The following is a 12,615-nucleotide window of genomic DNA, read 5'->3' on the forward strand; positions in this document are numbered from 1 at the left end:
ACAATTATATGGACTTAATCTCATTTATTAATTTTCCGGTCTTTTGCGTACGATTGACAGGAAAAATAAGGATAGTATAGGGCTCTAAACTGATTTATGATCCGTTTTACGTTACTTATGATCCTCTTTGGGAATTTATGATCCACTTTTCCATAGTTATGATCCGTTTGTCGAAAACCGACAAATTGACAGCCTGCCACTAAATGATATCTCTGCCAATCTTTTTCTTCCCCTTAAAATTACCCGGAAACGAACAGAGTTCAATGCTCCAGAGGGATACCAGTTCTCAATCTTCCATTATGTAATGTATTGCTAAAAACTTCCCATCCTGTACATACATTGTTAATAGTTTCGTAATATTTATCCTCTAACATGAAATTAACAGCAAAGTTCAACCGAGTAAAATCAATAGAGGAGGATGCGAAATGCTAGAACATAATCAAAATGAAGAAATGAAGCATATAGAATCAGACAATACGGAAGCCGTGAAGAAAGAGGAGATGCAACGAAGCCCGAAGCCGAAGAAGCCTTTTAAAGGACGGGGGTTTCTAAACACTGTAGGTGCCGGGATCATCGGTTCGGTCTTGACTCTGACGGTATTGCCCCAAACCGACTACTATCAGAACCTGGCTCAGCCGGGCATCGAACAATCGGCAGGTGACAACGGGCAGGTAGAGTCTTCGGGTGATTCGGGAATCAATCCCACAACGGTTTCAACAGGTAGTGGCGATGTAGCAAACATTGTGGAAGATGCCTCTGAATCGATTGTCGGAATCGTCAATTATCAGCAGCAGAATGGCATGGGTACTTCACAAGCTGCTCAAGCAGGGACAGGTTCAGGTGTTCTCTTCAAAAAAGACGGGGACAGTGCTTATATCATCACCAACAACCATGTCATTGAAGGGGCTTCAAAGATTGAGGTTTCCCTCCATGACGGTGAAAAAACCAACGCGGAGCTGGTCGGGGCCGATCCACTGACAGACCTTGCCGTATTGAAGATCGATGAGAAATATGCGGACAATCTGTTGGAAGTAGGGGATTCAAGTGCATTGCGCGCCGGTGAGCAGGTCATTGCAATCGGGAACCCCCTTGGACTCGATCTATCAAGAACGGTGACACAAGGAATTGTCAGTGCCGTCGACCGGACCATTCCGGTGCAGACATCTAAAGGTGAATCTGAATTGAATGTCATCCAAACAGACGCGGCAATCAATCCGGGTAACAGCGGAGGGGCGCTTCTGAATTCAAAGGGTGAGCTGATTGGGATCAACAGCGCGAAGATCTCGAACTCCGGTGTAGAAGGACTTGGCTTTGCCATTCCAAGTAAGGATTTCCAGCCGATCGTCAAGGAAATCATCGAAACGGGTAAGGTGGAGCGTCCGTATATCGGAATCGGAATGACGAATCTAACGGATGTTCCCCACCAATACTTGAAAGATTTGCCGAGTGAAGTAGAAGCAGGTGTGATTGTCGCCAATATTGATAAAACATCCGCGGCAGCAGAAGCCGGAATCAAAGAGGGCGATGTCATCACGGAGCTTAATGGCCAATCAGTAGCGGATGTGGCCGACTTGAGAAGGCAGTTGTACGCTGACCTGAAAGTGGGGGATCAGATTGACTTGACCATTTTCCGGGGTGGAGAAGAAACGACGATCAGTTTGACTTTGACTAGTAATGCGATGGTTAACTAATTGATTTGGTCTTGGGTGCCTGGTACGGATTGGGTGTTTGGTACCAGGCACAGATCGAGTGATTTGTACCAGGCACAAACCAAGCAAATGGTTCCTGGTACCAAGAAGTAGAATCGGAAATGAAAGACAAAGGAGAGCGGGTAAGTGGATAATAAAAAGCGTTCGATCACGTTATGGAGTGTTATAGGAGGCATTGTCGTCGTCGGCACGTTGCTTGCGATGTTTGGTTTTTCGAAGGATGAAGTGGTGGCGAAGGTGGGAAGCAAGTCGATCAGTAAAGAGGACTTGTATACGACGCTTGTGGATCAGTATGGGGAAGCAGCCCTTGATACACTGATTGCCGAGAAGATTGTGGAGCTTGAGGGTGACAAAGAAGACATCAGTGTCAAGGACAGTGAGATTGATGAGGAACTGGAATCAATGAAAGATTCCTATGGAGGCGAAGAGGCATTCAATGAGGCATTGGCCTCGAGCGGAGCGAGTCTTGATAGTGTCAAAGAGAATATTCGATCCTTTTTGATGACGGAGAAATTATTGAAGGACAGAATCTCCATTTCGGATGATCAGATAAAAGAATACTTTGAAGCAAATAAAGATTCGTTTGCTCAGGAAGAACAGGTAGAGGCGAGTCATATTCTGGTGGACGATGAAAAATCGGCACAGGAAGTGAAGAAAAAGCTTGATGACGGAGGGAATTTTGCCGAGCTTGCGAAGGAATACTCCACTGATACGTCCAATGCCGAGTCAGGCGGGGAGCTGGGCTTTTTTGCAAAAGGTGAGATGGTGACCGAATTCGATGAGAAGGCGTTTGCCATGAAGAAGGGTGAAATCAGTGAGCCGGTTAAGACGGAATTTGGCTACCATATCATCAAGGTGACGGATAAGAAAGACGCGAAAGAAGCGGTTCTTGCCGATCATAAAGAAGAAATCAAGGACATCCTGTTTGATCAGGCCCTTCAAACAGAGTATGGAACGTGGCTCCAGGAAAAGAAAGAGGATTACAAAATCGAAAATCTTTTGAAAGATTCATAAACCGACCATGATTTGTTAAAGATTTGGTCATATCTTCTGGAAATAATGATAGTGCAGCTCAACCTATAAAAGGAGGAAAAGGAATGAACAATAAGAGAACACTCGCGTTGGCAGGTATATTAGCGATCGGGATCGCGGGAGCTCTTCCCGCCTTTGCGGCTGAGGAGGACGCTGCGAAGACGAACGACTCGGCGGTTGTTAAGCAGGCATTTGGCGGACATCGCGGCGGTGGACATGGGAAGTTCCGCATGGATGAGGAACAGTTGAAGAAAAAAGCAGAAGAGCTTGGAATCGACAGGACCGATAAGGATTCACGGGAACTGGCCAAAGAGATCATGGATGCCGAACTCGAAAAAAGAGCGAAAGAATTGGGTATTGAAACAGAAGGAAAAGATCACCGTGCCGTCATGGATGAAATCCGCCAGGCGGAAATGAATGAAAAAGCGAAAGATCTGGGGATAGCAACGGAAGGCAAAAACCAGAAGGAGCTAGCTCAAGAAATAAGGGAAGCACTGTTGAAACAGAAGGCGAAAGAACTTGGAGTGGAAACCGAGGGCAAGGAACTGGATGAACTTGCAGAGGAAGTCAGGGAAGCAGCCCTTGCGAAACAGGCAAAGGATCTTGGCATCGAGACAGAAGGAAAAGAGCATCATGAATTAAAAGAAGAGATATTCGAGGCTTCGATTCTTAAAGCTGCCAAAGAACTGGGCGTTGAAACAGAAGGCAAAACGTCTAAAGAACTGATGGAAGAAATCATGACCGATCATGCCGATGAAGCGAAGGAACTGGATTTCTTCCCATTCAATAAGGAAGAGGGATTCTTTTTCCACAAGGGCGGTAAGGGTCTTCACGGTGGTCCGGGCCATGGAAAAGGACCTCATGGAGGAGCACCTGAGGCAGGACAAAGTGAGTCACCAGCTGCCGAGTCCGAAAGTGACACATTATAAGGATTGAAATCCCCGCCAAATGTGCGGGGGTTTTTCATTAGGAGGTAACAATAGAATGAATCAGTCAAAACGACTATACTTTAGATAGGGAGCCATGGGGACAGTCGGGAAAGGAGCGATGTTGATGAATGTATTGGTAGTAGAAGACAATAAGAGTGTCACAAGCATGCTTGAGATGTTTTTTATAAAAGAAGGGATTCAAGGTGAGTTTGTCCACGACGGGGCTGAAGGGTACCGGCATTATAAAGACGGTGATTGGGATCTCGTCATCCTGGACTGGATGCTACCGGGGATGGACGGGGTCACCATTTGCCGGAAGATCAGGGAGGAAGGATCACAGATCCCGGTCATCATGCTGACGGCGAAGGATAGTGAATCCGATCAAGTGCTTGGCCTCGAGCTCGGTGCCGACGATTATGTGACCAAGCCCTTCTCACCCCTTGCCCTGATGGCTAGGATAAAGGCTGTCTCGCGGCGGTATCAAGGGGAGAAAAGCAGTGGGTCAGGAAGTCACGATGTCTCGACGGCAGACTTCCAGATCAGTAAGGAAACTCGTGAAGTCGTGCTGAAAGGTGTTCCCCTTACCAATCTGACACCGAAGGAATTTGAATTGCTTTATTATCTTTCACGTCATCCGCGGCAGGTGTTCTCGAGGGAGCAGCTTCTCGAACGGGTATGGGGATATGATTTCTACGGGGATGAACGGACGGTCGATGTCCATATCAAGCGGCTTCGCAACAAAATCGGCAGCAAGGAAAAGCCGTACCTGCATACGGTCTGGGGAGTAGGGTATAAATTCGATGAGGCGGCGGCCGGGGATGAAAATTAGATATCTTTATCAGCTGCTTCTCAGCCATACAAGCGTACTCATCATTGCCTTCTTGATCCTGGGCACCCTGTTTTCCCACTATGTCGAGAATCTTGTTTATGAAAATAAGGTCACGGAACTCAGGACGTACGGGGATAAAATTTTATCAGACCTGGAAAGGCCAGGTCCGAGACGACCTCTTTATCTGGAGGAATACAGCAACTTGCTTCATGCCCGGAACATCGATGTGATCACGTTCAACCGCCAAGGGGAGGTATCATTCTCCAGGGGAGGGGTGTACCCGAGGATCGAGCTCTCAAAGGAAGAGTGGCAAAAAATCGAGGGCGGTGAAACCGTCCCGCTGAAGAAAGATTTCGGACGTTTTGACCAGGCTGTATCCCTCGTCATCATGCCCCGGATTGTGAATGATCAGCTGACGGGCGGACTGATCCTGATTTCCCCGATCAGCGGCTCAAGGGAAATGCTGAGTGAAATCAATCGATATCTCCTGTATATCGTGCTCCTGTCCCTGGCGATTGCCCTCTTGATCAGCTTGTTCTTGTCAAAACTCCATGTAAAAAGAATTCAGCGGATCCGGGACGCCACTTCCCGTGTGTCATCCGGTCATTACGATGTTCAAGTCCCAAGCTCGAACTTCGATGAAATCGGCGATCTTGCCGAAGACTTTAATGAAATGGTCACGAAACTCCGGGCATCCAAAGAGGAAATCGATACCCTGGAGAACCGGAGAAGGCAGTTTATGGCTGATGTGTCACACGAACTGAGAACACCGCTGACCACGATTCGCGGTGTCATCGAAGGAATCAGGAACGACATGATTCCGGAAGAACAGAAAGAGAAGAGCTTCGGTCTCGTAAGCGAGGAAACGAAGCGCCTGATCAGACTGGTGAACGAAAACCTGGACTACGAAAAAATCCGCTCCAACCAGGTAGCCATCACGAAAGTAACCTTACCTTTACTGGATATCTTTGAAGTCATCAAGGAACAGCTCGACTTGCAGGCTGAAGAAAAAGGAAACGAGATCAGGGTGGTTGCAGATTCCGGTGCCACGGTATATGCGGACTATGATAGGCTCATACAAATTCTGATCAACATCACGAAAAACAGCATTCAATTCACCTCTGGAGGAACGATCACGTTAAGGGGCTCGTCTACCGGTACAGAATCCGCCATCGAAATCGAAGACACCGGAATCGGTATGGACCCCGAAGAAATCAAATCGATTTGGCGCAGGTTTTACAAAGCGGACCTGTCCCGGACGAATAATCCATACGGTGAATTCGGCATCGGACTCTCCATCGTGAAACAATTGGTGCTCATGCATGAGGGGACAATCGAGGTTTTCAGTGAGAAAGGAAAGGGTACGAAGTTTGTGATTCGGTTGCCGTTGTAGGAAGTGGTAGTTGTTTCAACTAACGCTTTAAATAAGCCTGCCCCCAGGTAATGGAGGGCAGGCTAAATTATTATAAAATATATTACAGATACATAATATCCATAATTGACTCAAAAAAATATCAATCTACGGTGTTTTGTGACCTTTCTACTGAAAACAGCCATAAAATACTCCTCCTTGAGTTTAGAAAGTCTCTTCAAATAAAGCTGCATTGACTCCTATTGCTGTTTTGCTGCCTGCAGCGGCTGCGATAATTAATTGAGAGGGGGCAATGATGGAGGTGTCGCCACATGCAAACAACCCTTCCACATTAGTGCGGCCGGTTGCATCCGTGATGATTGCGCCTTGGTCAGTGAATTCACACCCCAGTTCTTCCCCAATGGTAGATGCTTGCCCCATTTCCGGTACAACGAACCCTCCTTCTCGCCGGACTGTGTTTCCATCCTCAAACGAGATCTTTTTCAAATGACCATTCTCACCAATAAGGGAAGAAATCTTCTGTTCGTACACGCTTATCCCTTTGTTTTCAAGAATGGTCTTGTCATTTATGGATAGGACCTTGTTTCCATTTGTACACACAATCAGGTCGCTGGACCAGTTGTAAACAACCTTTGCCATATGAAAAGCCCTCGTATTTTCTGCAATGACAGCCAGCGGACGGTCCCTCAGCTCCCATCCATCACAAAAAGGACAGCTAAAAACTGAAGTTCCATAATACTGCTTGAGGCTGTATATTTCCGGGAACGTCTCCTTAAGTCCAGTAGCTAAGATTACTTTCTTGGCATGATAAACATCCCCGGCCTCTGTTTCAATTGTGAATCGTTGGTGTTCCTTCGTGACCTTTTCTACTCGCCGTTTTATGATTGTAACGTCCGGATAGTTTCCGAGTTCTACTCGGGCAATTCGTCTTAACTCTGATGGATTTATTCCATCCCTGGTGATAAAGCCATGTGACTCCTTAGTAACAGAGTTCCTTGGTTTGTCATCATCAAATAAAATTGTTTTTCGCCGGGATCTGCCAAGGACCAGGGAAGCGTTCAGCCCGGCTGGACCTCCCCCGATTACAGCACAATCTAACATGATCTCATCAGCTCCTTAAATTGAGTTTTCTTTCCTGGATTTTTCATCGATCTCATTGGCGATATCGATGAGAAACCTGTTCGCCAGATCGTCTTTCATGTTTTGCTCAGCCTCGATCATCACATTCTCGATCAGGCAGCCCTCACGATGATCCATGGAGCAATAAAATAAATTAGACTCTCCTTCAATAGTCTTTATGACATCGAGGAACGAAATCTCGTCATTCTTCTTTGACACCTTATATCCTCCATTAACCCCCGGTGTCGATTCAACCAAACCGCCTTTTGCAAGTTTGGTCAATATTTTCGAAAGGTAGGTCGGTGAAAGATCTTGCATCTCTGCCAAACTTTGAACCCCGATCGTACTTCCTTTCGGTACCGATAGTAAATGCACCATTGTGTGTAATGCGTAATTTGTGGCTTTTGAGTATTTCATGATTTCTTCCTTTCTGAGTTATTGGAGATATTAAAGACTCTTTTTATCTATAATTAAATAAAGGATATCTCACTGTTGTGGATATGTCAATGTGGGAGATTGTGAAGGTTGTATTGAGGCGGTTTATTAAGTGATGTGAAGAAGAACAGGTAGATGATCTGGAAGATTAGTGGAAATGGTTGTTTGAGAATTCCAGCGTGTTAAAAGGATAAGTGCAACAAGGGGGAATTAAAAACCCGCATGGACTCCAACAATCCATGCGGGTTTCATATATTGTAAGATCAGTTCAACTCTTCAAGAAAAGCTTTTTTAAACACATCCAGAAGATATTCCAGTGTAATTGGATCACTATAGGTGATCGCTTTTGTATCTAATTCTATGACTCTATTGTTCTTAACGGCAGGGATGTTCTTCCATGTCTGTGTTTCCAGGAATGAACCGTCACCGTCCTGGTTTTTACTGAGAACGATATAATCTCCCGCAAACTCTGGAAGAACTTCAGTGCTTAGGGCAAAGTAGCCTGGTTCTAATGCGTTTTCTTTCACTTTTTCAGGCATTTCCAGTTTCATTGTTTGATATAATAATTCGGTGCCCCGTGCCCAGTTGTTCCCAAATACATAGGCAGACTTCGTATCATATTCAAAGACCGATACAGTGGCATCCTCACCGATTTTACCTTTAATCTCTTCCCCTGCTTCTTCCGCACGGGTAGTGAAATCTTCAACCCAATCTTTTGCTTCCTGCTCTTTATTGAGGAGCTTACCGATTTCGACTTGCTGTTCCAAGTAATCCAATTTCCCCCACGTGTAGGCAACCGTAGGAGCGATTTCACTCATCTTATCAATGTTTTTCGAGTGGGATCCCACGATGATGAGGTCTGGCTCGAGCTCAACGATTTTCTCGATGTTGTCTTCGGATACGACTTCAATTCCCTCCAGCTTCTCTTTAAAGAGGGGATTCATATTCGTCCATTCATCGACCCCGACAATTTTACCCTTCAAGGCAAGTACGTTTGGAGCGTTCGAAAGCGCCACAATGCGGGTAGGATTCGCAGGGACTTCAACAGGACCGGTTTCTGATTGATATGTAATGGTTTCTGATGCGGTTTTCTGGTTCGCATTCTTTTCCTTTTGTTCAGTCTTTGCGGTCTCGGTGCTGCCACAAGCCTGAAGAATGAAGATGGCCAAGAGCAGGAAGGGGATGAGTATTTTTTTCAATTTGTTTTCCTTCTTTCTAATTAATAGTGATAATCATTCTCATTATAAATTTAAATATACAGAGAATGATTCTCATTGTCAATAAAATTTGGCATTGGTTCTAAAGTTTGGATAGGATATTTTTATTTTGGGTGCTTTAAAGAATTGGTTCTTTATTAGAGGCGGTTCTGATTTATAGTATCAAGCGTATATCATGAAAAGTTAGGGTATTGAAACTAGTAATATTGATCAAAGGTGAATTATTGGGAATTTCCCCCGTGTCCGGACATTACTCTAACAAACGGCGGGCGGGTGCTATACTAAGGGACGAGGGGGCCCTCGTGGCTCTTTTTTGGTCGCAAGATTATGAAACAAAATCCGTCCATTTCCGTTATAATGAAAAAAGAGTGATTTTTGTAAATTTTTTAAAAAATAACTGAAAGTAGGGAAGCAATGGCGATGAATCATTCTGATTTGCTGACTGGTTTACTGTTGAATCTCCTTGTCATTTTGATCATGATTTTACTTATAAGCTTTCATTATCTTTCCCGAAATAAAGTACATAAGCTCCACATTAAACCACTGTCGATCTATCTGGCCTGTTCGCTTCTCCTGTTGCTTAGTCTTGCTTTGTCTGTTCGCTTGGAAGATGGATTTGTGTATGATTTGCGGTTCATCCCTTTTCTACTCGGGGGGATATATGGTGGGAACAGGGTCTTACCTTGGCTTGCTGTCACAATGATTGCGGTCCGTGTGCCGATGCTTGGTCCGGGGTTAGTGGTGACGATAATCATGGCGATTCTGTTCACGTTTGTGATTATGTATATGCGTCCGAGATTGGGGAACAAAGATTGGAAAGCGAGGGTATATTGGTATACGTTGATGGCGTTCGGTTACTCGGTTCTTTCGTTGTTGATTCCGTCTCTGGTATTTGATTTCGATTATACGAGCTCGTTCCTGGTTTATTCTGCTGTCTTGAGCGGGTCTACGTTCTTTGTCTTTTACTTATGTGAAATCATCCGAACCATCTACACCCTTCAGTTGGAAGCGATTAAATATGAGAAAATGCAGGTGGTCAGTCACTTGGCTGCCAGCATGAGTCATGAGGTGAGGAATCCTTTGACAACGGTGAAGGGATTTCTTCAGCTGATTCAGGAAGACCCTTCCAACGTAAGCACCAATAGTGAGCTTTCAAAGGTGGCCGTCAGTGAAATCGACCGCGCCACAGAAGTGATCAACCAATACTTGAACTTTGCAAGGCCCCACCCGGAGCTTGAGGTGGAAATGGAGATCCGGGATGAAATCAACCAATCGACGGAGATCATCATGCCCCTGGCGGTCAAAAATGGAATCGTCCTGAAGGCAAACATCCTCCATCACCATTCCATTAAAGGGGATCCCAATAAGCTGCAGCAGGTTCTCATCAATGTGATGAAAAACGGGCTGGAAGCAATGGAAACAGGCGGTACGCTTCGAATCTTCAGCTACCAGGAAGGAGACAGGGTGTTCATCGTCATCAACGATACGGGAACCGGGATGACCAAGGAACAACTCATGCGCCTCGGGGAACCCTACTTCTCCATGAAAGGCAAGAATGGGACGGGACTCGGAATGATGACCGCCTTCCAACTAGTAGAAGGCATGAAAGGCACCATCAAAGTCCTAAGCAAACCGGGCAAAGGAACCTCCGTCTTCCTCTCCTTCCCCATCTATAAAGGAAAGGAAAACGTAAATAGCGTAAAACAAACAACAGAGGTCCGTCCCTCACTGCGTTAAAGGAGTGAGGGACGGACCTTGGTTTTAGTAGAGAAAGGGACGGACCTCTGGTTTTGGGAGTATAATTGACAGAATTTTCAATTCTGGTATATTGGTAATGGTTAGCAGTTGATACAAATGGGGGCACAAGATGAACAAACTCAAACAATCCGGCCTTGAAGCCGTTCTTATAATCATCGGCATTATCTTAGTGAGTGCGACATCGGGTATCTTCAAACATCAGGCGTTTTCCCTCGTTACATATGCTCAGGAATTAGTCACGTTATGCAAGGAGTTAACAGAACCCCATAAGCTGGTCTATTCAAACCCAATCTCGGATGTGGAACGTCCGTTATTCCCGATCATCATCAAGGCCTTCGTGAGCAGTGCAAGAATCTTTTTCTTAGCTCTGGCACTGGCGCTTACGAGTTCGATCCTCCTGATGGTCCTCTATTTTTCAGTAGGGAACGTGATCCGGAAGGTGATCCAAGGAGTCTCTTTTTATCTCGCGTCGCTGCCTGATATTTTTGTGATTGGGATCCTCCAGATGCTGGTCATCTGGTTTTTTAAACAAACCGGCATTTTAGTGATTGATATTGCTTCCTTGGGGGAAAATCAGGTCATCCTGTTCCCGGCGATCACGCTTTCCATTCTCCCGACGTTCTTTTTTCTGGGATCGATGGTGTCTTTTTTGCAGGAGGAAGAGGGGCTTCCTTATGTGGAGCTTGCGAAGGGGAAGGGGCTCGGCAAATTCCGGATCATGTTCATCCATATGATGAGGAATGTGCTCGTCAGTTTAACGTATCATGGCAAGCAGATCATCTGGATGATGCTATCGAATCTATTGATCTTGGAATATCTATTCAATGTGTTCGGAATCACATCCTTCTTATTTTCCTATAACACACCGGCCATCTTTGCCATCACCTCGATTATGTTATTTGTGCCGTTATACGTTCTATTAAAAGCTATGCAGCTTGTGATTTCGAGAAAAATAGGCAGGGGGATGAGTCTATGAGAATATGGAATCGCCATACTTTCACCATTGGCTTCTGTTTAGTGTTCCTCGTCGTGCTGGTCGGCTGGAGTATGATCTTCAATGTGACGGATGGGGAGATACCAAATACGTTCGTCCTTTATGACGATGAGGGCAGGATCATAGGGGATGCGCCGTTCCAGCCTTCAGGGGACTTTCCGTTCGGGACGGATCGTGAGGGGGATGACCTGTTTTACAAAGTGCTGGAGGGAGCGCAGTATACAATTGGCGCTGCCATCCTCATTTCCACCCTCAGCTTCATGCTTTCCTTTGTCATAGGGGTGGCAGGAGGATTTACGAAATCGAGGGGGAAGAAGTGGACGCAGTCCATCTTCACATCCTTCTATTTCATCCCGCAATCGATCATCGCCTACAATATGTTATACCCCCTCTTATGGGAGCCTCAACAGGGGTTTGAAACAAGTTTTACAGAACGGGTCGTTTGGCAGGCGGTCACCCTGGCTGTCATCACAGCCCCGACAACGGCGATTCTATTATCCAATGAAACCCGCCAGATTCTCGATAAAGAGTTCGTGACCAGCGCACGGGTACTCGGTGGAAGCCGGTTCTTCCTGTTCCGGAAGCATGTCCTTCCACACTTGAAGATGCGACTCTTCATCATTTTTCCAAAGATTACGATTCAGGTGCTCCTCATCATCGCCCATCTCGGGTTCTTCGACTTGTATTTCGGAGGCACCGATGTATGCTACGGGCCGGCCTGTGATCCGCCCCAACCGTTCGTCCAGGAGTGGGCGAGTATCATGTCCATGAGCTTTGTGGAATTAACCAATGCCTGGTGGATCTTTATCATCCCAATGGCCTTCTTTGCCTTGACAATCCTTGCACTGACGGGGATTGCGAGGGGACTTGAGGGATTGATGGAAGAGGATGAGGTAAAGGCAGGTTCGGTTGAAAGTGAGGGGGGAGAACGGAGAGAGAATGGTTCATTGGTAGAGAGTGATTTTTATTTGGTAGACCGGGAGTTTGACAGAGGAATCTGATGAACCGTGCTGGAATGGTCGTGTTTTTTAGAAAAGAGGGTCCTGCCCTTTCACTTCGTACGATTGATTGAAGGTCGATTGGATGGGCCAATCCTTCTCCTTGGTCACGCGGCCATTAGGGGTGAGGGACGGACCTTTCTTTTAGGTGGGACAGGCAACTTGTCCCTATAAACCGGCGCCGCTCTGATGTTAGTGAATAGATTAAGGTCCGTCCCTCCTC

Annotated in this window: 11 protein-coding genes; 8 read left to right on the forward strand and 3 right to left on the reverse strand. The window is 46.0% G+C overall.

Annotated features, from left to right (window positions below):
- Positions 1 to 425: 425 nt before the first annotated feature.
- The 5 genes from ACIFOD_RS12545 to ACIFOD_RS12565 all read left to right on the forward strand — a co-directional run bounded on the left by ACIFOD_RS12545 (position 426) and on the right by ACIFOD_RS12565 (position 5,892).
- Positions 426 to 1,691 carry a S1C family serine protease gene (locus tag ACIFOD_RS12545; protein ID WP_430314945.1) on the forward strand — a complete coding sequence of 422 codons (1,266 nt, stop codon included), beginning with the start codon at positions 426 to 428 and terminating at the stop codon, positions 1,689 to 1,691.
- A 144-nt stretch (positions 1,692 to 1,835) separates the two neighbouring features.
- The gene (locus ACIFOD_RS12550) at positions 1,836 to 2,723 is read left to right on the forward strand and encodes a foldase protein PrsA (protein WP_430314946.1); all 888 of its coding nucleotides are present in this window, start codon (positions 1,836 to 1,838) and stop codon (positions 2,721 to 2,723) included.
- 83 nt (positions 2,724 to 2,806) lie between these two features.
- Positions 2,807 to 3,670 carry a hypothetical protein gene (locus ACIFOD_RS12555; protein WP_430314947.1) on the forward strand — a complete coding sequence of 288 codons (864 nt, stop codon included), beginning with the start codon at positions 2,807 to 2,809 and terminating at the stop codon, positions 3,668 to 3,670.
- A gap of 124 nt (positions 3,671 to 3,794) precedes the next feature.
- Complete coding sequence (locus ACIFOD_RS12560) at positions 3,795 to 4,499, forward strand: winged helix-turn-helix domain-containing protein (RefSeq protein WP_430314948.1); 705 nt, start codon at positions 3,795 to 3,797, stop codon at positions 4,497 to 4,499.
- A complete protein-coding gene (locus ACIFOD_RS12565) occupies positions 4,489 to 5,892 on the forward strand; it encodes a sensor histidine kinase (RefSeq protein ID WP_430314949.1) in 1,404 nt (467 codons plus the stop codon). Before ACIFOD_RS12560 ends, ACIFOD_RS12565 begins: the two co-directional genes overlap by 11 nt.
- Positions 5,893 to 6,075: 183 nt before the next feature.
- Here the strand turns inward: ACIFOD_RS12565 and ACIFOD_RS12570 are convergent, their stop codons facing one another.
- From ACIFOD_RS12570 to ACIFOD_RS12580, 3 genes are all read right to left on the reverse strand, one after another.
- Positions 6,076 to 6,975 (reverse strand): NAD(P)/FAD-dependent oxidoreductase, encoded by a 900-nt coding sequence (locus ACIFOD_RS12570; protein ID WP_430315077.1) that lies wholly within the window; start codon positions 6,973 to 6,975, stop codon positions 6,076 to 6,078.
- Positions 6,976 to 6,987: 12 nt separating this feature from the next.
- On the reverse strand, positions 6,988 to 7,407 hold the full coding sequence (locus tag ACIFOD_RS12575; RefSeq protein WP_397552264.1) for an Rrf2 family transcriptional regulator: 420 nt from the start codon (positions 7,405 to 7,407) through the stop codon (positions 6,988 to 6,990).
- A 281-nt stretch (positions 7,408 to 7,688) separates the two neighbouring features.
- Complete coding sequence (locus tag ACIFOD_RS12580) at positions 7,689 to 8,624, reverse strand: iron-hydroxamate ABC transporter substrate-binding protein (RefSeq protein ID WP_430314950.1); 936 nt, start codon at positions 8,622 to 8,624, stop codon at positions 7,689 to 7,691.
- A gap of 438 nt (positions 8,625 to 9,062) precedes the next feature.
- On the opposite strand from ACIFOD_RS12580, the gene ACIFOD_RS12585 reads away from it, so the two are divergent.
- The 3 genes from ACIFOD_RS12585 (at position 9,063) to ACIFOD_RS12595 (ending at position 12,395) form a co-directional block, all read left to right on the forward strand.
- Positions 9,063 to 10,379, forward strand: a complete 1,317-nt coding sequence (locus ACIFOD_RS12585) for an ATP-binding protein (protein ID WP_430314951.1) — start codon at positions 9,063 to 9,065, stop codon at positions 10,377 to 10,379.
- Positions 10,380 to 10,509: 130 nt separating this feature from the next.
- Positions 10,510 to 11,376, forward strand: a complete 867-nt coding sequence (locus tag ACIFOD_RS12590) for an ABC transporter permease subunit (RefSeq protein WP_430314952.1) — start codon at positions 10,510 to 10,512, stop codon at positions 11,374 to 11,376.
- A complete protein-coding gene (locus tag ACIFOD_RS12595) occupies positions 11,373 to 12,395 on the forward strand; it encodes an ABC transporter permease (RefSeq protein ID WP_430314953.1) in 1,023 nt (340 codons plus the stop codon). Before ACIFOD_RS12590 ends, ACIFOD_RS12595 begins: the two co-directional genes overlap by 4 nt.
- Positions 12,396 to 12,615: the final 220 nt, after the last annotated feature.

It is taken from the genome of Rossellomorea sp. NRS-1567 (assembly GCF_050467885.1).
GTDB lineage: Bacteria > Bacillota > Bacilli > Bacillales > Bacillaceae_B > Rossellomorea > Rossellomorea aquimaris_C.